Annotated in this window: 19 protein-coding genes, 1 pseudogene and 1 other annotated feature; of the genes and pseudogenes, 14 read left to right on the top strand and 6 right to left on the bottom strand. The window is 43.5% G+C overall.

The features are described 5' to 3' along the window. Positions 1 to 1,149, bottom strand: a 1,149-nt coding sequence (locus tag DSOL_RS18860) for a YeiH family protein (protein ID WP_075366357.1), incomplete at its 3' end; no start/stop codon positions are given. Between the two features lie 574 nt (positions 1,150 to 1,723). On the opposite strand from DSOL_RS18860, the gene DSOL_RS18855 reads away from it, so the two are divergent. The 6 genes from DSOL_RS18855 (at position 1,724) to DSOL_RS18830 (ending at position 10,239) form a co-directional block, all read left to right on the top strand. Beyond that, positions 1,724 to 3,130 (top strand): MFS transporter, encoded by a 1,407-nt coding sequence (locus tag DSOL_RS18855; RefSeq protein ID WP_075366356.1) that lies wholly within the window; start codon positions 1,724 to 1,726, stop codon positions 3,128 to 3,130. Positions 3,131 to 3,183: 53 nt separating this feature from the next. Beyond that, positions 3,184 to 3,520: a binding site (T-box leader), on the top strand. A gap of 40 nt (positions 3,521 to 3,560) precedes the next feature. After that, a complete protein-coding gene (locus tag DSOL_RS18850; protein ID WP_075366355.1) occupies positions 3,561 to 5,084 on the top strand; it encodes a 2-isopropylmalate synthase in 1,524 nt (507 codons plus the stop codon). Between the two features lie 129 nt (positions 5,085 to 5,213). Continuing rightward, entirely contained in the window at positions 5,214 to 6,299 is a 1,086-nt protein-coding gene (serC, locus tag DSOL_RS18845; RefSeq protein WP_075366354.1) for a 3-phosphoserine/phosphohydroxythreonine transaminase, read from the top strand. A 396-nt stretch (positions 6,300 to 6,695) separates the two neighbouring features. Then, the gene (locus tag DSOL_RS18840) at positions 6,696 to 7,670 is read left to right on the top strand and encodes a LysR family transcriptional regulator (protein WP_075366353.1); all 975 of its coding nucleotides are present in this window, start codon (positions 6,696 to 6,698) and stop codon (positions 7,668 to 7,670) included. A 380-nt stretch (positions 7,671 to 8,050) separates the two neighbouring features. Continuing rightward, positions 8,051 to 9,037 (top strand): (Fe-S)-binding protein, encoded by a 987-nt coding sequence (locus DSOL_RS18835; protein WP_170871562.1) that lies wholly within the window; start codon positions 8,051 to 8,053, stop codon positions 9,035 to 9,037. Continuing rightward, on the top strand, positions 9,034 to 10,239 hold the full coding sequence (locus DSOL_RS18830) for an LUD domain-containing protein (RefSeq protein WP_075366352.1): 1,206 nt from the start codon (positions 9,034 to 9,036) through the stop codon (positions 10,237 to 10,239). The genes DSOL_RS18835 and DSOL_RS18830 overlap by 4 nt, the downstream gene beginning before the upstream one ends. Before the next feature lie 110 nt (positions 10,240 to 10,349). Here DSOL_RS18830 and DSOL_RS18825 read toward each other — a convergent pair whose 3' ends face one another. Next, positions 10,350 to 12,575: an acetyl-CoA hydrolase/transferase C-terminal domain-containing protein gene (locus tag DSOL_RS18825; RefSeq protein WP_075366351.1), complete on the bottom strand. Its 2,226-nt coding sequence runs from the start codon at positions 12,573 to 12,575 to the stop codon at positions 10,350 to 10,352. A gap of 311 nt (positions 12,576 to 12,886) precedes the next feature. Then, positions 12,887 to 15,115 carry an acetyl-CoA hydrolase/transferase C-terminal domain-containing protein gene (locus DSOL_RS18820; protein ID WP_075366350.1) on the bottom strand — a complete coding sequence of 743 codons (2,229 nt, stop codon included), beginning with the start codon at positions 15,113 to 15,115 and terminating at the stop codon, positions 12,887 to 12,889. A gap of 428 nt (positions 15,116 to 15,543) precedes the next feature. Between DSOL_RS18820 and DSOL_RS18815 the strand changes: the two are divergent. Then, positions 15,544 to 16,137, top strand: a pseudogene (locus DSOL_RS18815) (DNA-3-methyladenine glycosylase family protein); the annotation flags it as partial. A 341-nt stretch (positions 16,138 to 16,478) separates the two neighbouring features. Here the strand turns inward: DSOL_RS18815 and DSOL_RS18805 are convergent. After that, positions 16,479 to 17,315 carry a DUF2889 domain-containing protein gene (locus tag DSOL_RS18805; protein ID WP_075366349.1) on the bottom strand — a complete coding sequence of 279 codons (837 nt, stop codon included), beginning with the start codon at positions 17,313 to 17,315 and terminating at the stop codon, positions 16,479 to 16,481. A 251-nt stretch (positions 17,316 to 17,566) separates the two neighbouring features. Here DSOL_RS18805 and DSOL_RS18800 point away from each other — a divergent pair, with 251 nt between their 5' ends. From DSOL_RS18800 to DSOL_RS18775, 6 genes are all read left to right on the top strand, one after another. Beyond that, positions 17,567 to 18,133 carry an HD domain-containing protein gene (locus tag DSOL_RS18800; RefSeq protein WP_075366348.1) on the top strand — a complete coding sequence of 189 codons (567 nt, stop codon included), beginning with the start codon at positions 17,567 to 17,569 and terminating at the stop codon, positions 18,131 to 18,133. After that, positions 18,130 to 19,215: a dual-specificity RNA methyltransferase RlmN gene (gene rlmN / locus DSOL_RS18795; RefSeq protein ID WP_075366347.1), complete on the top strand. Its 1,086-nt coding sequence runs from the start codon at positions 18,130 to 18,132 to the stop codon at positions 19,213 to 19,215. The genes DSOL_RS18800 and rlmN overlap by 4 nt, the downstream gene beginning before the upstream one ends. A gap of 247 nt (positions 19,216 to 19,462) precedes the next feature. Beyond that, complete coding sequence (locus tag DSOL_RS18790) at positions 19,463 to 19,882, top strand: DUF2089 domain-containing protein (RefSeq protein WP_075366346.1); 420 nt, start codon at positions 19,463 to 19,465, stop codon at positions 19,880 to 19,882. A gap of 53 nt (positions 19,883 to 19,935) precedes the next feature. Beyond that, a complete protein-coding gene (locus DSOL_RS18785) occupies positions 19,936 to 20,391 on the top strand; it encodes an SHOCT-like domain-containing protein (RefSeq protein WP_075366345.1) in 456 nt (151 codons plus the stop codon). Beyond that, positions 20,381 to 20,707 carry a hypothetical protein gene (locus tag DSOL_RS18780; protein WP_075366344.1) on the top strand — a complete coding sequence of 109 codons (327 nt, stop codon included), beginning with the start codon at positions 20,381 to 20,383 and terminating at the stop codon, positions 20,705 to 20,707. Before DSOL_RS18785 ends, DSOL_RS18780 begins: the two co-directional genes overlap by 11 nt. A 13-nt stretch (positions 20,708 to 20,720) precedes the next feature. Then, positions 20,721 to 21,059 carry a phage holin family protein gene (locus DSOL_RS18775; protein ID WP_075366343.1) on the top strand — a complete coding sequence of 113 codons (339 nt, stop codon included), beginning with the start codon at positions 20,721 to 20,723 and terminating at the stop codon, positions 21,057 to 21,059. Between the two features lie 93 nt (positions 21,060 to 21,152). On the opposite strand, the gene DSOL_RS18770 is transcribed toward DSOL_RS18775, so the two are convergent. Together DSOL_RS18770 and DSOL_RS18765 are read right to left on the bottom strand one after the other, a co-directional pair. After that, positions 21,153 to 23,198 (bottom strand): N-acetylmuramoyl-L-alanine amidase, encoded by a 2,046-nt coding sequence (locus DSOL_RS18770; protein WP_170871561.1) that lies wholly within the window; start codon positions 23,196 to 23,198, stop codon positions 21,153 to 21,155. 162 nt (positions 23,199 to 23,360) lie between these two features. After that, the gene (locus DSOL_RS18765) at positions 23,361 to 23,576 is read right to left on the bottom strand and encodes a methenyltetrahydromethanopterin cyclohydrolase (protein WP_139314527.1); all 216 of its coding nucleotides are present in this window, start codon (positions 23,574 to 23,576) and stop codon (positions 23,361 to 23,363) included. Between the two features lie 106 nt (positions 23,577 to 23,682). Between DSOL_RS18765 and DSOL_RS18755 the strand changes: the two genes are divergently transcribed. Then, positions 23,683 to 24,660, top strand: coding sequence for a hydantoinase/oxoprolinase family protein (locus tag DSOL_RS18755; protein WP_235838895.1), 978 nt, complete (start codon positions 23,683 to 23,685; stop codon positions 24,658 to 24,660). Positions 24,661 to 24,698 lie beyond the last annotated feature (38 nt).

The following is a 24,698-nucleotide window of genomic DNA, read 5'->3' as shown; positions in this document are numbered from 1 at the left end:
TGATGCAGTAATAACCTTGGATGTTGAAGCATCAACTGAACCAACTAAAGCGGTGATGATGATGGAAGCGACAAAGAATCCCAAGACGAATTTGGGAAAGCGGGTCCAAATCTCACCAGCATTTGGTTTGGTTCCATCCGTTTTCTTCTCCCATTTAGTGATAGAGATAAAGGCCATGATAAAGCACCAGATTCCAACGAACATGTCACGGCCAACGACTTTCATCAACGTAAAGGTTTTAATCGATTGTTCGCCAATGGCGGCAGCAGCAGCCATTCCAGCAGCATCGGCAAACTCGGAAGTTCCAATCCATGCTCCGGCAGGGCCAGCAGGAATTCCAAACGCTTTTATCATGATTGGGAGTGAAAAGATCATGACGATAGCCCACACGACGACGAGCGAAATTGCAATCGAGACATGATGCTTTTCGGCTTTAACGGAGCCACCAATGGCAATCGAAGCGGACACACCGCAGATCGATCCCCCAGCCGCGAGTGTGGACGCAAACCGCTTGTCCAAGCCGAAGAGACGGGTTCCCGCCCAGTAGATGGTTAAAAATGTGGTGGCAGCGATAACGGTTGCTTGAACGAAAGCGGTTGGGCCTGCCTGTAGGATCAACGTAAAGGGTAGGGTAGCACCCATGAGTACAATGCCCGTCTTGACGAAAAACTCGGTCCGTAAGGCAGAATCCATGAATTTTGGCAGCTTAACAAAATTGCCAATAATAAGTCCTACTGCAAGGGCCAGAAGCGGGGCTTCAAGGTTGAACTTCTTCATGACACTCCAAGAACCTAAGACAGTGACGATGAGACTCATGAGGAAGAGTAAGGCAAATCCAGGAATAAACTGGCTTAGTTTGTGGCCAAGGATCTTCACTGCGACGCCAAAGATGAGAAGAAACATTAGGAAAAGGCTGAAGATACCGCCGAGATGACTCGTGACAAAACCTGTAGCCTTGCCAAAATCGGAGTAGGCCGGCACGCTGATTGCGACATATTTCATAAAGTTACTGCCAGTGGCCCAAAGTAATATTGCAACAAACACTACCCCTAACCCAAGCCAGACTGCCCAATAGTCCTCTTTTCTCCACAGTGCGGACCAGCCGCCTGAGTGTGCAGTTGGTGTTTTTTCAATGGGAATATTACTCATTTTTTAATCTCTCCTCTAAAATAGCTTAGAAACTTTTTTCACAAATACCCCTAGACCTAGACCTTGGACGAGTTCACCTCCTAGTAATAGCAATACTTTTTAAATTTTTAGGGAAAAGGGAGAATGAGTGGACTTTTTTTTGGCACCGCTTTCCCTAAAAGCAGGCATAATGTGAATCCGTTCAAGGTTTTTCGAGAGATTCCAAAACTTTGAACGGAGATTGCGATATATTATTTGATTATTCATGTTTTTATTCAAGTATATCACTGATTCGCTGAATATCTTGTCTGTTACATGACAATTTAGACGCCTTTCGACAGATAGTAGTTTAGATCACGTACAGAGCGTTATTTTCTGACGGGTGTTACTGAGACGATGGCGGAGGGATTTTTGGGATACACGTGGTGTCTTTCCAATCAAATAAAGAGTTTAAATATCATGCAGTTCTTGCTTGACATTAATATATTTGCTAAAATGTCATAACAATTATCATCACGACAAGTAATTATTGCAGGCCCAACTAAAGAATTTGCTAACTCGAATCGTCAACAATTTGTAAGAGTGGAGGATTTCCATGCTAGAGAAAGTTAAAGATTTACCGAATTACCGCTGGTATGTCTTAGCGGCCGTCGCGATTGGTACCTTTATGTCCACGTTGGATGGCAGTATTGTCAATGTGGCTTTGCCTACAATTTCGGGTCAACTCCATTCCAATCTCTCTACCCTACAATGGGTAGTTTCAGCCTACCTTCTGACTATTTCTAGCCTATTGCCAGTTTTCGGTAGGATTGCTGACCTACTGGGACGTAAAAAAGTCTATGCGCTTGGTTTTTTAATTTTTACGTTGGGGTCAGCTCTGTGCGGCTTAGCCCAAAATATCTGGTTTTTAGTGGGGACACGGGTGTTGCAAGCTGTGGGTGCGGCTATGTTAATGTCTAACAGTGCTGCAATTATCACTACTATTTTTCCGCCTAGTGAGCGTGGTAAAGCATTAGGTCTTACAGGAACCGTTGTTGCCCTGGGTAGTTTAACAGGTCCAGCGTTGGGCGGACTGCTGATTGGTTTGGCTAGCTGGCGCTCCATTTTCTACATTAACGTTCCTATTGGAATTATTGGCTACGTGGTTGCTCTCCTAATTCTCCCCACTGATGAACCCCACAAAAACAACGAGAGTTTCGATTTTGCAGGTGCCTTCACTTTTACAATCGGAATGATTGGTGTACTCTTAGGCATAAATAATGGCGAGAGTTGGGGTTGGACAAGTCCTACTGTACTCTTAAGCTTATTTTTGGGAACGGCATTACTGGTCTTATTTATTATGATAGAACGTAAAGTTGAACATCCCATGATTAATTTATCTCTTTTCCGAAATCGCCCTTTTCTTATCGGGAATCTCTCGGGCTGGCTATCCTTTGTGGCTATGTTTGCCAACAATATGCTTCTGCCATTTTACTTGCAAGGAATTCTAAACTACAATCCCTCGCAGGCTGGATTAATGTTAATGGTCTTTCCAGTGGTGATGGCCATTGTAGCTCCCATTAGCGGTAATGCTTCTGACAAATACGGACCTGTAGTTTTAACAACAGGTGGTTTGGTCATTACTGCACTTGGCTTCTTTTATTTCTCGACTCTGCCGGCCACAGCTCCTTATTATCAAGTTATCCCCGGTCTTGTGCTCACGGGATTAGGTTCTGGCATGTTTCAATCGCCCAATAATAGCAGTGTGATGAGTTCAGTTCCCCCTCAGAAACTGGGTATTGCCGGGGGGATTAATAGTTTGGTGAGAAACTTAGGTATGGTCACGGGTATTGCTTTGTCGGTATCCTTGTTTGAGGCCTGGGGCGGTGTGACTATACCGAAATCAGGTCAAATAGGGGCGTTCATGTCAGCGTATCATTCTGTGATGCTCGTGGCCATGGCTGTGGCCCTTGCCGCCGCTGCTATCTCAGCTAACCGTAAAAGTTATGCCAAAGCCAAATAATATTTTTTGCCCTTGACATTATTGCGAAGTAGTGTAAGATATAAAAAACTGCTAAAATGACGATGAGAGGGAATAGTACAGTCGCGTTTCCGTTTTAGAGAGCTGCTGGTTGGTGAAAGGCAGTAACGGAATAGAATTGGAACTCTTCCTCGAGTAGCCGACCGAAATTGTAAGAAAGTAGGCTCGGACGGAGCTTCCACCGTTAAAAGGAAGGAGATATCGGAACTTTGATGTTAGAAGTTCGATGTTAGAAGTTCGATGAAAGAAATAATATTTCTCGTCGGACCCCGACCACCGAATAACGAAACTTGATTATTTCCGTATCTGCAGAGAAGACAGTTATTAACTGTCAACTTGAGTGGTACCGCGAACTAACCCTTCGTCTCAATCAGAGACGAAGGGTTTATTTATTTTTAAGGAGGAAGTTACAATGCGTAAATTATATGTTTTTGATACTACCCTTAGAGATGGAGAGCAATCCCTAGGGATCACTCTGAATGTAAAAGAAAAATTAGAGATTGGACATCAACTTGTGAAACTCGGCGTGGATATAATTGAAGCTGGTTTTCCTGCTTCTTCGCCGGGGGATATGGAATCAGTTCGAACGATGGCTAAGGAACTCAAGGGAGTAACCATTTGTGGGTTAACTAGGGCGGTCACTCAGGATATCGATATCTGTGCGGAAGCATTGCGCAAGGCAGAATATCCCAGAATTCATACGGGCATAGGGGTTTCTCCCATTCACATGGCCAAGAAATTAAGGCTTACCCCTGACCAGGTGGTGGAGCAAGCGGTTTTTGCCGTAAAGTATGCTAAGAAATTTATGAGTGATGTTGAATTTTATGCTGAAGATGCCTTTCGCAGCGATCCGGAGTTTTTGACCAGAGTTATCAAAGAAGTGATTTCAGCTGGGGCCACGGTAGTTAATCTCCCGGATACAGTTGGGTATGCTAACCCTTGGGAATACGGAGAACTTATCGGATATGTCATTAAGAACGTTGAGAATATTGATCAAGCCATTGTTAGTGTTCATTGCCATAACGATTTGGGAATGGCAACGGCCAATTCTCTGGCGGGTATCAAAGCGGGAGCAGGCCAAGTGGAAGGGACGATTAATGGTATAGGAGAGCGGGCAGGCAATACTTCCTTGGAAGAGGTAATTATGTCAATTTATACTCGCCGCGATGGTTATGGGGTGGGAAGCAATATTAACACCCGAGAGATATCCGCCACCAGTAGACTGGTTTCTCGGATAACAGGAGTGACTGTCCCGGATCATAAAGCCATAGTTGGAGCTAACGCTTTTATGCATGCCTCAGGCATACACCAGGACGGAGTTCTAAAAGATAGAGAGACTTATGAAATCATTCAACCGGAAACAATCGGCGTCCCACAGAATTTAATCAGCCTTTCGGCAAGATCAGGAAGACATGCCCTCCAACATTGTCTGGAGGAATTAGGGTATAAAGTAGAAGGGGCCCAGCTTGATGAGGTTTATCAAAGGTTCTTAAAATTAGCGGATCTGAAGAAAGAGGTATTTGACCAAGATCTTTATGTCTTGATGGGGGATTCAGAAACTACTGGAAATAGCATTGTACTGAAAAGCATGTCTATTGCGACTAGTGGTGTTCAAATGGCTACAGCTACTGTGATCCTAGAAATTGAAGGAACGACGATAACGGATGCCGCTTGTGGTAATGGTCCTGTGAATGCCCTTTTCAATACTATTGACAGGATCACTGGGAACATCGCAACCCTTGAAGATTTCACACTGAAGTCTGTCACACGGAGTAGTGAGGCTTTGGGAGAAGCCACAGTCAAGTTGCGTTATGAGGATGGTCGTCTGGTGGTTGGGAAGGGATTTTCGACGGATGTAATTGAAGCCAGCGCTAAAGCCTACCTTAATGCTTTAGAAAAGAGAAATCCTCATAGTGAGTTGGAAGCAGAGGGATAACAGAATGAATTTTGTGTCGTATAATAGTCGTATTATCCAATTTTTATATTGCTACAGCCGATCTAAGGGGATATAATGGTCCAATAAGGTTGTGCGAACTATTTCAAACTTGGAGAGGATTGATTAAATATGGAAAGAATATTTAACTTCAATGCGGGTCCAGCCACTCTTCCACTTGCTGTTTTAGAAGAAGCGCAGAGCGAACTTCTGAATTTTAAAGGCACGGGCATGTCTGTGATGGAAAATAGTCACCGCACCAAGGAATACGAGGCTATCAATTCAGAGGCTGAGGCTCTTGTCAAGGAATTACTAGGAGTGCCGGAAAACTATCGGGTATTGTTTCTCCAAGGTGGAGCAAGCACTCAATTTGCCGCAGTACCCATGAATCTGGTCTCCCCAGAGAGCCACGCTGACTATATTCTCACCGGAGCGTGGGCAGAAAAAGCTTACAAAGAAGCGTCAAAATTCGTTAAAACCAATGTTGCAGCAAGTACCAAGGAGGAAAACTACACCCGAATTCCCAGAGTCGATGAACTCAAGGTGAGTGACAGCCCTGCCTATCTTCATCTTTGCTCTAATAACACCATCTTCGGTACCCAATGGCAGTCATTTCCAGACTTGGGGGGTGTTCCGTTGGTTGCCGATATGTCCAGCGATATCCTCTCACGCCGCTTCGATGTGTCTAAGTTTTCTCTGATTTACGCTGGAGCGCAGAAGAACCTTGGTCCAGCCGGGGTAACTGTGGTTATTATTCGAAAGGATTTATTGGAGGACATCCCTTCCAACATTCCCACAATGCTTCGTTATGATATTCATGCTAAAAACGATTCTTTGTACAATACCCCACCAAGTTTTTCCGTTTATATGGTGAACCTGGTCTTGCGCTGGCTTAAAAATAACGGCGGGCTGGTCGCAGCGGAAAAACGCAACGCGGAGAAAGCGGCCCTTATTTACGAGGCCATTGACAACAGTGAGGGCTATTTTAGAGGGCATGCTGTCAAAGATAGTCGCTCTCTGATGAATATCACGTTCCGTTTACCTAGCGAGGAGTTGGAGAAAACCTTTGCGGCTGAGGCCACCCAACAAGGTATGATCGGTTTAAAAGGTCACCGCTCCGTTGGTGGCATCCGGGCATCGGTCTATAATGCCATGAGCATGGATGGGTGTAGGGCTTTAGCCGAGTTTATGAAAGCTTTCCAGAGCAAAAATGCGTAGGAAGTGACCTTTGATCACTCTAAACAAAAAGAGAAGGGCAGTCGAACCGAGACCATAGGTTTGACTGTTCTTCTCTTTTTTACCAATGTTTAGTGTTCATCGCTTGAGTATGGCTATATTTTGAAATATGCATATGTACTAATGTGGAAAATATTTGACTAAAGTGTTAAGATTATATTATGAATTTCAAGATATTTGGGTTAAAACTAGTAATATATCAGAAACTAGATATCAGATATCAGATATCAGATATCTGAAAGGTACTATTTTGAAATAAGTAGTACTTGTGGAAGGAAAAAAGGAACCGACACCTTAATTTATGAAGTGCCTCTAGAGATGGAATATACACGGAGCAAATAGAGATAGGAATTGAGGACCTAGAAAGGGTGCATCATTATGGAACAACACTTCAATGTTTTTAAAGAGGTGGCAGAAACAAAAAATATTACCTTAGCATCTAAGAAGCTCCATATGAGTCAACCTAGTATTAGTTTGCAGATTCAGAATTTGGAAAACCAGTATGGTGCTCGCTTTTTTGAGCGAACTAATAAAGGAGTTACTCTAACCAGAGAGGGTGAAATTTTTTATACCCATGTCCGAAGTATCTTGAACATTCTTAAGGATGCTAAAGAACAGATATGTGCTATATCCAAAGATCAGAGAAGGCTGATCTTCCTTGGTGCGACGTTAACCATAGGAGAATACATCCTTCCTAATATTCTCGCTCTTTTGTATAAGACTCACCCAGGTGTAGACTTCAAGGTGAAGATCGCCAATACAGATTCGATTACGCAAGATATTCTGGAGAAAAAGATGCATATTGGTCTGATCGAGGGACCTGTTCCTAGGTATAAGGAGTTAAATGTGGAGAGCTTCTGGGAAGACGAGTTAGTTGTTGTTATTCCCTATTTTCACCCATGGGCTTCAAGGAATAGTATTACCCTCGCCGAACTTCCTCTTGAGCGTCTAGTGACTCGGGAGGAAGGTTCTGGAACTCGCAAGGTCATGGAGATAGCCCTTAGAGAGAGAGGACTTGATCTGAGTGAATTGAATATTTCAATGGAACTGGGAAGTACTCACGCGATTAAGCAAGTGGTTTCGGCAGGGCTTGGAATCACCATTATTTCTTCGTTGACCGTTCGTCGGGAGTGCGACCTAAAAATTTTTAAGACATTAAAAATACAAGATGCTCCGGTTTATCGGCCATTAAGTATTCTCACCAATGCCAATACTACCCAGACCAAAGATGAGCGTCGTTTAACGAACTTACTCCATGATCGAGACTTGTTGTCAGATATTATAAGTATGGATTTTGGCGAATTAGAAGATCACGCGAGTAAGCTGCGTTTTTCACAACGCAGTGGTAAGTAATGACGAACATAGCAACTTTTGTCTTGTGATGAGACATTAAGCTGAATTATCTAAGTATACGGCGGTCTGAGACCGCCGTATTTTTTGCTGTGCAAACTCAACTGTTCCACCACTTGCTCGAACAGTACTATTGATTAAGAGATTCATTGCGCTGCCCAATCAAACAAATCCACTGGATGAAGCAACTTATGGGAAGGAATACATAATACATATTCTCTATGGGTTACTTTTACCAAGATTTTTCTTTATACTACAGAAAAGAAGATCAGTGCTAATTATAGTACGAATTGTAAATGATCAGGTAAAGGCGCGCAGAGGTATTCAATGCGCGCTTTATTAAATGAAAGAAAACTGTAGGGAATAATTTGGGGGGACGTTTGATGGTTGTGGAAATGAAGCTGCCGACGGTGTTGGACATTATCAGCGACAATATTGTAAAACACGGTAATCCACTGGCCTTAAAGGGTTCAGAGGTTGCCGCTTGGGCCAAGGGACTAGACTTACCAGTCCGAGGGGAACTGCTTTTTTATACAGGCGGGGAATACCAGTTGCTTCCCTTTATCGACTCTTTGGTTAAAACCATCACTCATATCGATCAGGGCAGCAAGGCGTTTTCTATGATGATGGGTGTACGTAATATGTTGGATAAGGCCGGGATAAGCGCGGAAAAGATATACTCTTCGGTATTGGCTAAGGATAGGGAAAGGTATAATTCGATTTGCTTTAAGGCTGCTAAGGTACTCCAAGGGTTAGGTTATGAGTTCTGCTATGCGGGAAATGAGGAATTGTACAGCGGTGCTTTGCTTTATGAACTGGGTTATATGGAAGATATGAAGGTCTATGTGAAAAAAGTTGCAGATAGGATCAGGAAGAGTGGAGCTAAAACCATTGTTTGTCTTTCTCCCCATGCGGCAGAAGTTTTTAAGTTCGTTTATCCTAAAATGGTTGAGGGTTTTGACATGGAAATCCGTACCTTTGTGGATTTGGTGTGGCAGCGGCGCGATAAACTAGGAATAATACCAACCCCTGGTGCCGTCGTCATTCATGATTCCTGTCGGTTAGCTCGAGAGTTGGGAATCCATCAAGAATTAAGAGATATCTTGGTATGTGTTGGAGCAGAGGTGAAAGAGGCTCCACGCAATCGAGAATGGACGTCATGTTGTGGCGGACCTATCAAAATTCTGTTTCCGGAGTTATCTCATGTCATTGGATCTCGGCGTGTTAATGAGTTGAAGGAAAGCGGCACGGAGCATATTCTGACCTCCTGTCCGTATTGTCTGTCAGCACTGGAGGGCGGCCAAGCCAAGGGCGATTCGGCCATTGTCGAAGATTTAATCGAATTCTTATATAGGGGGATTGAAGCATGACTGTTGATTTAAGAAAGGACTTTGTCACGTATGCCAAGTCCCTCAATGATGCTAGTAAAGATACCAACATACGAACGGCAATCTCTAGGGCGGTAACGTCTTACCGCAACACAGTTGCCGAAACATTGGAACGCTTTCCGCACACTCCAGAACTGGCAGTGGAGGTGCAGGAAATCAAACGCCAGGCTATGGCTAACTTGGATCAATTGTTAGAGCAGGCAATGGCTTCAGTGGAACGAAACAAAGGAAAAGCATATTACGCAAAGGATCATCAGGCTGCTTTAGAAATTGCCCTGGGGATCATTGGTCGGAATAAAACCGTTGTTAAAGGAAAAAGCATGCTGGGGGAAGAACTCCATCTGCGTGAGTACCTTGAAGAAAATGGGAACGAAGTTTGGGAAACTGATTTGGGCGAATTCATATTACAACTGCGTAAAGAACGCCCCATGCACATTCTTTCCCCCTCAATCCATGTGCCCCGTGAACAGGTGGCTGAGGTTTTTAGTAAGTTTTTCCAGAAGGAAGTACAGCCAGACATCGCCGAAGAAGTAAGGGTAGTGCGGGAATTTTTGCGCGAAAAGTATTTCACTGCCGATGTGGGGATCAGTGGGGCCAACGTGGTGGCGGCGGACACAGGCGCTATGGTTATTATTGAAAATGAGGGGAATGTGCGTCTGGCTACAGGTGCTCCACCCGTCCATATCGTGATGGTGGGTGTTGAGAAATTGGTGCCAACGTTCCAAGAAGCCATGAAAGTAGCTGAGGTCACTTGGCGTTATGCCCAGTATGGCGTGCCAGGTTATGTCAATATTGTCAGTGGTCCCAGCAAAACAGGGGATATTGAGAAGGTAACGACTTACGGTGCACACGGTCCAAAGGAATTTTATGTCATCTTCGTGGACAACGGGCGCAGTGAGATGGCCCAGGAGGATAAGTTCAGCCAGGCTTTACACTGTTTGCGTTGTGGCGGATGTATGTATGAGTGCCCCGTGTTTCAAGTGACGGCTGGACATTTCGGCCATATCTATATGGGCGGAATCGGTGCGATTTGGACGGCATTTGTGGCTGGGGGTATGGAAAAAGCGGCTCCACTCATTTATTCTTGTTTGCGGTGTGGGAGATGTGTAGAACGGTGCCCAATGAGTATTGAGGTTCCTGCCATGATCGGAGAGCTGCGCAAGCGCATTGTTTACGGTAAATAGGGAATAACCAAAAGACACTTCCTGTATAAGCTTTCATTCAAAGGGATTAATGGAAAAGTACCCACGACAATTATAAAATTATCGTGGGTACTTTTTGGTTGTTTTAAGGGCTATTCCGCTTTTGATCGATTTGTAACATGCATTTGATGAGGGGCAGCCTTAGGAAGGCTGTTGTTGTTCCTTAATGCAAAAACCACCGTCTTTCTCAGTATTCTCTCTTTTATAGTAGAAGGATTGAGAAGTTTCATTCTCTCTATGTGGCGGTGAGTTGATTCTGGGATAGGCCTGAAGAATTCATGCAGCACCCCTCCAACCATTTTAAGAGGATTTCCGGCAGAGAGTCTCTTTAAGGACTTCAAGGCTCCCCCCAGAACGGCGTCATCTTCAGTTAAATCAGTACCAAATGGGAAGGACTGGAAAACGCCGTTTTCCTGATAGGGCCTAAGCAGGGCAGTGATTTTTTGTGGTGTGTTATTTCTATACTCTTCGGGAATTTCATAATCCATGGGTATCTTTCCCGCTTTTTTTGCCTGATCAAGGAGCTGGTTTTGAAATCTGGAATCAGCGATCTTGATCATCTCAGCGATGACCTCTTTTTCTGGTTTGCTACGCACGTCAGCAATTCCATACTCAGTAACAATGATGTCCCTCAAATGTTTGGGTACTGAGCAATGGCCGTAGCTAAAGACTATGTTCGACTTGAGACTCTTACCGTAACCCTTTGTGCTTTTGATCATCATAATAACCCTAGCGTCAGGTAGGACATGACCCATGGCCACAAAGTTATACTGTCCACCAATTCCGCTCACAACCCGGCCATCTTCGAGTTGATCTGATGCTATTGCCCCAAGAACACTTGCCACCATACCAGTATTTACAAATCGGGCATCCTTCCTTTGCAGGGTCCTCAGTTCCTCCCCGCCGTAGAGCTGGTTAACCTTTTCAACTCCGGACATACCGAAAAGCTGTCTTTCCTCTTCGCTCATGTCATTAAGAGCCTGATAGAATGCTTTCGGGCCGAGAAAGAAAGCGCCAAGGATAACTTGACCTTTGAGAAGCTCTTTTCCGAGTAGCTTTTTTATCTCTATTCGACTTTTTTCATCATTCATATTAGTAGAGTAGCTGGTGGTTCCATCGATAATGGAACCATTTTCATAAGTAAGACCCTTTTTTAGAATTCCGTATTCAGTAAGAAAGGTAAAGTCTTCTTCATTAAGTTTAGAATGTAATGCTCTCATTTCAATCAGTTGGTCAATAATGTCGGAAGGGATGTTATCAGCGGTGAGTTTCCCTTCGTTTATGAGTTTCATAAGGGGGATGCTGTCAAAGACCTTTCTTTTTAATATCTTGCTTTTATACATTTGCATAAAGGCATCGACGAACATCTCTGATGAACCATAGAGCCCCTTCTGGAAAACCCCCGTATCGCCCCATGTACTGATCAGTTTTTCATATCGTTTCATGATACCGGCTTTTCCGAGGACTTCCTGATATAAATCATTATGTTCATTACGCATGATAAGTCCCGAAACAATAGCGTCACCTAAGGCTCCAATCCCTACCTGTATTGTGCCGCCGTCCTTTATCAAGGTGCTGACATTAATACCAATCATATGATCGGATAGGGCAACCGGATCTTTGGGAGGACAGAAAAGTTCATAGTCGTATTGTGGTCCCTGAAGAATCATATCATAGGTATCCGCTTCGACAACGGCATCTCCATACATAAAGGGCATATTCTTATTCGCTTCTCCTATAATAGCGACTTTTTCGCCGAGGGCCCTTTTGTCTTTAAGTGCTTTTACAGCTTCAATACAGACATCGGTGTTACAAGCCATAGAATACATCGTTTTGCCGCTGAGCTCCTTGTAGCCTACCAACTGGCCGAAGACGTTAGCTCCTAAGGCTATTGCATCACGGGTTGCATGAGTGTAGTTAGTGGCCAAATGGTTCTGCTGGGCTACGGGATTATTGAGATATCCGCCAGCTTTACTGAAAAATTCAAAAACCTCAACATTTTTGGGAAGTTTTCCTGCTCTGAAATCGAGCATGTAATCAAATTCCAGAACACCCGCAAAAACTCTGTCCGAAAGGGGTGTTAAAAATCTTTTTTCCAGTTCAGTGTGGCCTTTCGGTTTCTCAAGAGCGAGAGCAGTAATAATTTTAAGGTTAATTTCAGGATCCTCTTTGGCCCGCCTGTAAAGTTCATTGATAAAGAGAATTGGTTTTCCTAGGGCAAGGGGCATACAGAAGGTAATATTCTTCCCTACATAGTTGATAACTTCATCAACACATTTCTTTACGTCCTCATAGATCATTCCTGTCTTTTCTTTCATTAGGCACCTATCCTTTCCTCCAATTTTGTGGTTATTTCTATAACAAAAAAATGAGTAATCATTCATAATTGAACAAATAAATTTTATCATGTCTTGCTAAATAATGTAATAAAAATTATCCTAATTTAGTAAAGAATTTTGATTTTTTTATATTAATCAAATGATATTTTGTATTCCCTGCCTAGAAAATGCTGTTAATAGTAAGCGAATTGTTGGCTACTTGCTTGGTCTAGAAAAAATTAAACATGCCCCCGACATAATATTGTCGGGGGCATGTTTTGAGAACGGATGATTGTGGTAAGTATAAAGGATTATTTAGCGGCTCCTCGTTTTGAAGCATTCATCGGAAGAGAAGGCGGCTTATCGAAATTGGGGTTGTTATTTCTTAATGCAAAAACCACCATTTTTCTGAAGAGCTTCTCTTTCATAGAAGAAGGCTTGAGAAGCTTCATTCTCTCTATATGGGGGTAAGTAGATTTTGGGATCGGCTTGAAGAATTCAAGCAGTAACCCTCTCGCCAGTTTAAGGCGATTTCCGGCAGAGAGTCTCTTTAGGGCTTTCAAAGCTCCCCCCAGAGCGAGCTCAACTTCAGTAAAATCTGTACCAAATGGTAAGGGTTGAAAGAAGCCTTGAGCTTGATAGGGCTTAAGGAGGGCAGCAATCTTTTGCGGTGTGTTATTTCTATACTCTTCAGGAATTTCAAAATCCATGGGTATTTTTCCCGCTTTTTTTGCCTGATTAAGGAGCTGGTTTTGAAATCTGGAATCAGCTATCTTGATTATCTCAGCGATGACCTCTTTTTCTGGTTTACCCCGTACGTCAGCAATCCCATACTCAGTAACAATGATGTCCCTCATATGTTTGGGTACTGAGCAATGGCCGTAGCTAAAGACTATGTTCGACTTCAGACTCTTACCGGAACCCTTTGTGCTTTTGATCATCATAATAACCCTTGCGTCGGGTAGAACATGGCCCATGGCTACAAAGTTATACTGTCCACCAATTCCACTCACAACCCGGCCATCTTCGAGCTGATCTGAAGCTATTGCCCCAAGAACACTTGCCAACATGCCAGTATTTACAAATCGGGCATCCTTCCTTTGCAAGCTCCTCAGTTCCTCCCCACCGTAGAGCTGGTTAACCTTATCGACTCCGGACATACCGAAAAGCTGTCTTTCCTCTTCGCTCATGTCATTAAGAGCCTTATAGAATGCCTTCGGGCCAAGAAAGAAGGCGCCAAGGATAACTTGACCTTTGAGAAGCTCTTTTCCGAGTAGCTTTCTTATCTCCGTTTTGTTCTTTTCATCATTCATATCCGCAGAGTACTTGGCCTCTCCATCTATAATGAAACCATTTTCGTAGTTGAGCCCCTTTTTGAGTATTCCGTATTCAGTAAGAAAGGTAAAGTCTTTTTCACTAAGTTTAGAATGTAATGCTCTCATTTCAATCAGTTGGTCGATAATGTCTGAAGGGATGTTATCAGCGGCGAGTTTCCCCTCGTTTATGAGTTTCATAAGGGGGATGCTATCAAAGACCTTTCTTTTTAATATCTTGCTTTTATACATCTGCATAAAGGCATCGACAAACATCTCTGATGAACCATAGAGCCCCTTCTGGAAAACCCCCGTATCTCCCCATTTACTGATTAGTTTTTCGTATCGTTTCATGATACCAGCTTTTCCGAGGATCTCCCGATATTTATCATTATGTTCATTACGCATAATAAGTCCAGCAACAATTGCATCACCTAGGGCGCCTATCCCTACCTGTATTGTGCCACCGTCCTTTATCAAAGTGCTCACATTGATACCAATCATATGATCGGATAGGGCAACCGCATCTTTAGGAGGACAGAAAAGTTCATAGTCGTATTTTGGCCCCTGAAGAATAATGTCATAGCTATCTGGTTCAACAACTGCATCTCCATACATAAAGGGCATATTTCTATTTGCTTCCCCTATGATAGCGACTTTTTCGCCGAGGGCCCTTTTGTCTTTAACCGCTTGTATAGCTTCAATAGTGATATCTGTATTGCACCCCATGGAGTACATTGTCTTGCCGTTGACTTCCTTGACGCCGATAAGTTGGCCAAAAACATTGGTACCATAATCCATAGCATCCCGAACGACATGGGTGTAGTGTGAGGACAAGTGATTCTGCTGGGCTACAGGATTATTCAGGTTTCCCCCGGCTTTACAGAAAAATTCAAAAATCTCAACGTTTCTCGCAAGTTTACCTGCACTGAAATCAAGCATGTAATCAAATTCTGGAACACCCGCAAAAACTCGGTCCGATAAGGGTTTAAGAAATCTTTTTTCTAGTTCAGATTGACCTTTCGGTTTCTCAAGAGAAAGAGCGGTAATTATTTTAAGCTTCATTTCAGGATCTTCTTTGGCCCGCCTGTAAAGTTCATTGATAAAGAGAACTGGTTTTCCTAGGGCAAGTGTCATAGAAAAGGTAATATCCTTCCCCACATAGTTGATGACTTCATCAACACATTTCTTTACGTCCTCATAGACAATTCCTGTGTTTTCTTTCATTTAGGCAACTATCCCTTCGTTGAAATTATTTTAAAAATTACAAGAAGAGAGTATATCTCCACATACTCTGATTAGGCCCAACTGTAGTTAACTACTTAACAAGAAAATACAAAAAGTCAAAATGAATACGTATTCAATATGTGAATTTTATCATATATCAGTGGATAATGTAATGGGATTTATCAAAATTAATCAATTAATTTCGATAAATCCCATTACTCAAATTTCATTTCATAATCTCACCTGAGAAATTATGCTCCCGTCTCCATGGACAGAAGCAATAAAGTTTGAAGGGCTGCTTAACAAAAGATAAAGCCTGTAGTAAATTAGACCATAAAAATTAAGTAGAGATAGTTTAGTTATCTTTGTTATGATAATATATGAAAAGATGGTAGAAGAATGACACTTTGATTTGGAGACAAAGAAATATGCCGATTTTTGAATATGGACAAAAGGAAATTGACCACTTAAAACGCAAAGACAAAAAACTCGGTGCGGCTATTGACAAGATAGGAATGATCCAGCGAGAGATTACTCCGGATCCGTTTACAGCACTTATTTCAAGCGTTGTCAGTCAGCAGATTTCAAAAAAGGCTGCGGAAACGGTATGGAATAGATTGGCTACGCTGCTTGGTAATCTTACACCAGAAAGTATTACCCAAGTGGAGGTGTCTGCAATCCAAAGTTGTGGTATGTCTGAGAGAAAAGCAAGGTACATCTCGGGTATTGCAGATGCTGCTAAATCAGGTGTCATAGATTTTAAGCTACTTGATACTTTGACGGACGAAGAGATTATTAAAAACTTGTCCTCATTGCATGGTGTGGGTGTTTGGACTGCAGAAATGATCCTAATTTTCTCGCTTTGTCGGCCTGATGTGCTTAGCTATAAGGATTTAGCCATCTGTAGAGGTATGATGAATTTATACGGCCTCAAAGAACTCCCCAAGGAAACGTTTGAACGCTATAGAAAAAGGTATTCACCTTATGGCTCGGTTGCCTCGTTGTATCTCTGGGAGCTTTCTGGAGAAACAAGGGGAGAAACAAGGGGACAGGTTCAGTGTTTCAATTCCCATGATCTGAAACAACGTACCTGTCCCTCTGTTTCTCCCTCAGTTTGTCCTTAAGTGCAGCTTTCAACTGAGGTATCAGGGCGTTTGCTTGCTGGACATTACCAGTATGAACCAATAACGGTTCTTGAGTGATCAATAGGTATTGGTGGAAGGAAAGGTCAATGGGCGGAATGTACGTGCTAAATTGATAGAAATCTTGATCAATAGTTAACATGTGATTTAGCTCCTTGCTTTTTAAGTTCCTACAATTTCTTTCTCGACCTCACAGATAGTAATCTCCAAAGGATGCAATTTTAACTGAATGTTTTTTGGCCAATTCCAAAAAGTTCTAGAATTTGTGCGCAATCATTGACTAAATCAATCACGTGAACGCATCCCTGGCCTTTGCCCAAGAGGCCAGCCAGTTCTTTTTTGGCCACCCCCCTTAAATTAATGCCGTGCAGATTAGTTAGCAAAGCGGCCGCCTCGCGACATACTAGGTCCGGAGTACGCAGAAGAACACCATCGGCCTCTTCGACGGCAACCCCGTTTAATTTCAACCTTACGTTGACCTCGTGGAAAGAATCACTTAAATTCCCTGTCAATAGATAGCGACTCTTCCCCAAATGAAAAAGGCTCTGGGTTTTGAACCGTACAAACAAATTGCCCTCCCGTTTGCTCTCTCCGACATGGTCAAACCAAGTCTTAGTGATCCTATCCAGGCTGCTGAAGTAGCGACAGGAGCCTGAATAAAATTCCATCCACTTGTGTTCGTAGTCTTTTTCGGAGGCAAAGCCCCTCTCGCTCAGGAGAAAGGTTTCGGCTTGGATAATCCCTTTTACAGTTTCAGAAAACAGTGCAACCGCCAGTGGGTCCTTGAGAAACGCTCCCGCTTCTTTAAGCACAGGACCAGAACTGAAGTAAGCTTTCGAGCCACACAGTGGTGTAACCTGGAGAGTGCGAGCATTGATGGGTTCCGATGATCGCTGTTCTTCCCACAAGGCCTCCTGAATGATAAAGGAATTAATGTCGACCGATAGATGGGCCACTGCTTCCCGGTAAGTATCAATGTAACTAGTCTTTCCCTTAAGCAGCCCGTCCTCGCTACGGCGCACCTCCGTATACCAATTGCGTTGAAAAAGATTCCTCATACTTAACCTCCAGTTTTACGTACTCATTAATCCGAATATTCTGTACTGTTGATATTAAATCCTTCTCTGTTTTGAATAAAGTATTAACGAGCAAATTCAGTAAATGGGTTGGATTCTATCACTGAAAACAGAGAGCCGGACCTTCTGATTCGTCTTTTTAGGGACAGGTTGGAGTGGTATAATTGGATAGATCATGATATGTCACTCAAAAGCAATACATATTAATAGTTTGAGAAATTGGAAGGTGCATAATGTCTGATTACATCCTTACCTATTCTAAAATCAAATTTTATCCCCTAGAGCCTATCAAGGAAGACATCAAAATAGAAGATATCGCTCACTCTTTGTCGCTGATGACCAGGGCCAATGGGCATAGCAGCCATTTTTACTCCGTGGCCCAGCACTCGCTTCAATGCTATCAGGAGGCTGAAAGCCGAGGGTATTCGGCACGCGTCCAACTTGCTTGCCTCCTGCACGATGCCAGCGAGAGCTATATTTCTGATTTAACACGGCCGGTCAAGCGCAACCTCCCGGAGTATTTTATTATTGAGGAAAAGCTGCAAACGACAATTTACGAACGGTTTGGACTTGGTGATTTAGCGATGGAAGAACAGAAACAGATTGAAGATGTTGACGACACTCTGCTGCACTATGAATTTGAAGCAATGATGGATTATCAAATCTTTGAAACAGCACCTCAAAAATCGATGGAACATGATTTTTCCCAAAGGGATTTTGTCAGTGTAGAGCAGGGGTTTATTGCAGCTTTTAACAAATTAACGGGCAACAGTAGAGCTCTTATGAGGAGATACGAATGAATAAAGAATCCATTTATGGATTGCCATTAGATCAACTGGCTGCATGGCTTATAGAATATGGGCATAAAAGGTCTAGAGCCTTACAAATCTGGGATTGGCTTTATCGAAAGCAGGTTAAGCACTTCTCAGAAATGATGGATGTCAATCAAGAGTGTCTTCAATTATTAGCAGATCATTTTGTCTTCCAATCCTTAAACGAACACTTGAAGCAAGAATCAGACGATGGAACGGTGAAGTTTTTGTTCAAGTTAAAGGATGACCATCTGATTGAAACAGTTTTAATGAGACATAAATTTGGTTTGTCGGTTTGTGTCACAACTCAGGTCGGCTGTAATATGGGATGTAGCTTTTGTGCGAGTGGGTTACTAACTAAAAATCGTGATTTATCCAGTGGAGAAATTGTGGAACAGATTATGAAAGTTCAACAGCATCTGGATCAAGTGAAACAAGATGAAAGAGTGAGTCACGTTGTGGTGATGGGGATTGGCGAACCCTTTGACAATTTGCAAAACGTCGTAGACGCTATTCAGATTATTAAAGATCACAAAGGACTGGCCATTCCTGCTAGACATATCACCGTATCGACCAGCGGCTTGGCCGATAAAATCTATGAATTCGCCGATGCTAATTTGCAGGTAAACCTAGCGATCTCTTTACATGCTCCAACGAATGAGCTTCGGACGCGGATCATGAAAATAAACCGTGCCTTTTCGATAGAAACATTAATGCAGGCCGTTGATTATTATTTGATGAAGACGAATCGTAGGATTACATTGGAGTATATTCTGCTCAAGGATCTGAATGACCGTAGAGAACATGCTCTTCAACTTGCTAACCTAATTGGGGAGAAGAGACATCTCATCAATGTAAACCTAATTCCCTATAATCCAGTGGATGAACATCATCATTATCAACGAAGCGAGCATGAGTCAATGCTGGCGTTCTATGATACATTGAAAAAGCAAGGGATTAATAGTAGTATTCGTCTTGAACACGGAGTAGATATTGATGCGGCCTGTGGACAGTTGAGAAGCAAACAGATTAAACAAGGTGAAAACAAGGGGACAGGTTCCTTGTTTTGATTCCATTTTATGAAACAGCGTACCTGTCCCTCTGTTTGCCACCCAAACATAATGCAGCGAGTCTCTCGGAGAGGCTCGCTGCATTTTTATGTTATCTGTCCGGACAAAAATTGCGGAGAATCACTTACCTTGAAAATATCAAGTTAAATATTAAATATATTAAGCATTGCATTGACATTATTAACATAAGATATTATTATCTTAATCATAGAAATGTTTAAGGCAATTTGACGAGAGGTGATGATCTTTGGATTATAAGATGCCCCATCGGTGTCCGGTGTGCGATCATGAAATGAAGATTAGCAAACTAACTTGTACCTACTGTCCAACGAAAATTGAAGGGGAATTTAGCTCGTGTAAATTTTGTCGGCTACCTGCTGAGCAGCTAATTTTCATGGAGGCGTTTATCAAATGCCGGGGGAATATCAAAGAGGTGGAAAAAGAGTTGGGTATTTCTTATCCAACCGTGCGAAGTCGCTTAGACAGCGTAATTGAGGCGCTGGGTTATGGGGTGGATAAGGAAAAAGAACCTGAAAATAATGTGGTAAATCCCCATGAGGAAAGTCTGCGCAGGCAGGAGATTATGGAAGCTCTTGAGCGAGGAGAAATTTCAGCGCAGGAAGCGACGCGTCAAATGAGGAAACAGATAAGTAAGGATAAGAGTTAAATGTTACGGGTTTTAAGGGTGAATCGAAAATTGGCTGGAAGGGAGTAGGAAAAATGAGCAGCGAAAAAATGAAGATCCTAGAGATGATTCAGGAGGGTAAACTTACTGCGGCTGAGGGGATGGATCTGTTGAAGGCGATTGAGGAAGGAGGTTCTCCAGAAAAGGTTTCTTCGATCTCAGAATTTGACCTAGTGAAAAAGGAGTCAGTTAGCTCAGTAGCTGGGGAGCGCTTCTTACGTGTTCGGGTCGTGGGAGAAAAGTCGTTGAAGGTTAATGTCAATGTTCCTTTGAGTCTGATACGCTCCGCTTCTAAGCTGGTGGTTTACGCAATGAGCTTTGTTCCTGCGGACAAGCGAGCGGAGCTGGAGCAAAAGGGCCTTGATTTGCAAGCCTTGGACGTTGAGGAACTGGTACGATTAGTGGAAGAAACTGTGGATGGCAAGATCGTGGATGTGGAAGTAGCGGACCCTCAAGAGGGAAGAATCAAGGTGGAAGTGTGTGTGGAGTAAATCAGCCAGGCTGTTAATGGTCCGGGTTAAAGTGAAAAGGCGGATGGGGTTTGCGTTTCCGGTTCCTATTTGGGTAGTGGACGAATTCTTCGAGGCCCTTGCGGACTTGGCTTGGGTTGGAGAAATGGCACTGAGGCGTGTACCGCTCCCCCGAGAGGAAAAGGCTCGCAACCATCTGCGCTGGGTGAAAGCAATTTCTCCAAGCGGCATTGTTGCTGGCTCGCATAGCATCATCAAAGATTTGAGCAAGTATAAAGGGCTGGACGTTGTCGATGTAGAAGCGGGAGATGTTCGGGTCAAAATAAGTTTAAAGTGAACGGGGGGATAGGATGAAACGACAGATTTATCGTGTTTTAATCAACACACTCGCCTTTTTCGTGGCGGCTCAATTTTTGCCCATTGAGGTGTCAACCCCCCTGCACTTCTTAGGGGCCGGATTGGTCCTCTGGCTTATCAATCTGCTGATTCGCCCTTTGCTGATCCTATTGACTATCCCGCTGAATCTTTTAACGTTAGGGGTTTTCACTCTTATTATAAATACCTGGATGATCATGCTCACTAGTGGGCTTTTACCGGGTTTTTATATACATGGGTTTTGGGTTGCCTTCATCGTGTCGATAATCGTGTCCCTGGCTAACTGGGGTTTAAAACATAGTATCCGTTCCTAAGCCAACGCTGTAGAAACAGGGGGACAGGTACGTTGTTTCAATTAAATCTGAAACAACGTACCTGTCCCCCTGTTTCCAAGTATCGAGTATTTATCATGGATTGGGTAGAGGATTTTTATAGTAGTTGTAGATGCCATGGAAAATCGCGCCGGCAACGTTTTTCTGGAACGTCGGGTTTTGTAGTCGAGCTTCTTCATAGGGATTAGAAATAAAGGCTGTCTCAAGCAAAATGGCCGGCATGGTTGTTTTGCGTAAAACATAAAATCCGGCTTCTTTTAGTCCGCGATTTTTTGTTTGAACAGTGTTGGTCACAGCGGATTGGATGCTGTTTGCCAGCTGTAGGCTTTCCTGTTGCTTAGGATTATCTTGGGAATAATAGGTTGAAGAGCCTTGCACATCGGGGTTGCTGAACGAATCATTATGGATGCATATAAATAGGTCTGGATTACTTTTGTTGGCCAAGTCCACTCGGGCCTGGAGATCTTCTATTTCTGAATAATTGGAAGCGGGAGAACTATCGTCGGTTCGAGTTAAGATAACCTTGGCTCCTGCTTGTTGCAAGATAGTATTTAGGGAAAGCGCAATGGCCAAGTTGTTAGCTTTTTCATAAGTATGATTGGGGCCGATTGCTCCTGTATCTGGTCCCCCATGTCCAGGGTCCAGCATAATTGTCTTGCCGGCTAAAGCGTTGGCTGGGATGCCTGCAAATGGGTCTTGGAGAACTTCTTTGGAAGGATCATAAGTTGTCTGAACAGGAGAAGTGGTGTCAGAAGGAGTGTCAGTAGGGGGAGGGGTAATGACGTCGCCACCTCTTGAGGGAGTCTCAGGTTTTTGGAGGGTTGAGGGTAGAGCGGGGAAGTCTTTAAGATTGGTGTTATAGTTGGAAGACGTTTTTCCCTCGATAATGGTTTGTGTTTTTGAGCTAATAACACCCGTTCCCCCTAAAATATAAACTGTACCGTTGACACTTAAATCAATGTTAGACGTAGAAGTGGAGTCATTCGTAGAAGCAAGTGTTACATAGTCAGCGGATACCCAACCCGTTTTAGATTGATAGGTTGTTTTATACCAGCGGTTTTGCTGATTGGCAAGATCAATGGTCGCGTCTTTTGGAATCGTTAGTAGCAGTTTTCCGGTGGATGAAGGGGTATCTCTAAGATTTAAACCCCCTGCCGCTGTGATTCTCCCTTTGTTAAGGTCACTGCTAGCATTATTTGTGCTTGAGGGGGGTTCAACTTTCATATGTTCTCGCATGAGGGCGTAAACGGAGGGCGGGATATCTTTCTGTTCTGTGAGTAATAGGGGAGCCTTAAATTTTGAAGCAAGAACTGTACCGGCCACGGCATCAGGAAAAGTGATGCCGGATGCCAAGAAGAGATCATCGGATTGATAGGTTTCTTTCATATAGGTAGTGACTTTGGCATTGGTTTCGTATCGGTCCAGACCGCCCAAACGGGTTTCGATCGCAAAGTTGTTTTTAGTGAGTTCTTTGGAAGGAACGACAACTTCTCCGCCAATGACAATTATGTGCTGGGGTGCTTTATCTTTTATGTATTGAAGGACAGATTCGGGAAGCGTTGTTGAAGTAAGGGCGATGGGAATTTGTTTGATTCCAGCAAATGTTGCGGCTGATAATGCGTCCGGGAAATCATCCCCGTTGGCGACGATGAGGGAATCCGTAGACAATCGCTTGGCGAGTAGGATGGATGTTTCATAGCGATCTACTCCGCCGATTCGCTCCCAAGTTAGGGATAATTGATTGAGCTCTTTTTCGATAGAAGGCTGCAAACAGACGGTTCCCCCCAGAAGAATAACTTTTTGGGGCTTTAAGCGTTGGAGTTCTTTAAGCACACGCGGGTCAATTGAGTCTCCTTTAGTCAACAGTATGGGAGCGTTTATGCTCACAGCAAAAGGAGTTGAGGCGATAGAATCTGGGAAATCGGAGTATTCGCATAAAATAACGGTTTGAGCAGAGTCCCATCCTTTTTGAGATATTTTAAGAGCCGTGTCAACTCTGTCTTGCCCAGATATTCGCTCGGTGGGGTATACTAAGGGGCTCGCCTGAGTAATAAACGGTGTGCATAATACTACTGCAAGCGAAGTAATAATCGATAAAATGATCTTTTTCACAAATCCCATCCTTTCATTCTCCTCTATATAACGATTATAGCATAGAAACTAACCTATATTGATGAAATTTGTGAAATTGGCGGACTTTTGGATTTCTAAAAACGGGGTATGCTGGCCTATTCGAAATGGCAAGTTATTGGCCATGGGTTCCGGTCCTGGACGTGCCATTGTTCAAACTTGGGCCAAACCTCCGAGGCAAACAGACGCAAACAAAATCCCAGCTTCCCAACCGCCCGGAACATGAACACCGCAGTCGATCACAGTTGTCCCGTTTTGATTGTGCACCTTAAGCCGAAGCAGTTCGTTCCTAGAGATAAATTCCATAACCAATGGAAAAGCTAGATTGTTCGGACTTAGTTTAGATTGTGGGCTATGCGGCAAAAACATTGTTCCCCTCTTCTCTGGGTGTAATTAGTCTGAATCGGATACCCTGTCCAATTGCCGATGTTAGATATTCATACAGTTGGGGCAGGTGGGGGAAGTATCGCTTGGTTTGGACAAGGGAGGAATGTTGCGGGTTGGACCACATTCTGCCGGTGCGAAGCCTGGGCCTGCTTGTTATGGTTTAGGGGGTCAAGAACCCACCATCACTGATGCGGCAGTAATCATGGGTCTATTAGACAGTTCGATTTTTTTGGGCGGACGCATGGCTTTAGATGAGAAACTAGCCTATGAGGCAATTGAAACGAAGATTGCTCAACCGTTAGGTTTATCCGTCCCTGAAGCAGCCTATGCCATTTATCAGGTGGCTCTCTCCTTGATGGTGGATGCCGTTTACCTCATGACCGTCAAAAAAGGGTATGATCCCCGTTTATTCGCCTTGGCCGCAGTCGGCGGTGCACTGCTGTTGTTTGCGACGGCTTTGGCAGCGGGGGTAGGGATTCAAGAAGTTGTAGTTCCTGAACTAGCGCCCGTTTTCTGTGCCCAAGGACTGCACCACGCTTGTTTTCAGATTGAAGTCTTGCGCAGCCTCTTTGAAGTGTTAGGTGAAACGCCAGGTCCAAGTTGGAATCAGGTCGTAGTGGAACTTCAACGGCAAGCGGATCAAGAATTGTCACGCCTCGGGGTAAGTATCGATCAGCGCGAATACGTTTGGTCAGCGGATTTAAAGTACCCTGATCAGCATCATGAAATTAACACACCCCTGCCGTGTAGTACGAATGATCCGACAGTTTGGCAACAGTTAGCTAGGGGATTTCACGAAAACCCTCATAGACTTTACGGTTATAGCCAGCCGGAGAAGCCCTTAGAACTTGTGAACCTGCGACTGTTAGCTAAGGAAAAGGAGAATTCCTTTCAGGATAGGATTGAAATACGCGCGGGACTGGAGAAAACAAGAGAAACACTGGACGCATTGGACAACAAAAAGTTACAATCGGTCTATTTGCGTGGGGTCTTTTCAGCGGATAGAGATTTATGGCAGGACTTAAATCTAGGAATGAGGCTACGAGGTCCAGCGTTAAAGCGTTAATTAGAAAGGATTTTCGACCATTTTAATAGAAGAAAACT

This window comes from Desulfosporosinus metallidurans, assembly GCF_001936615.1.
In the GTDB taxonomy this organism is placed as follows: domain Bacteria; phylum Bacillota; class Desulfitobacteriia; order Desulfitobacteriales; family Desulfitobacteriaceae; genus Desulfosporosinus; species Desulfosporosinus metallidurans.
Note: the sequence above shows the minus strand (reverse complement) of the source record. Positions and strands in the feature narration are given on the sequence as shown.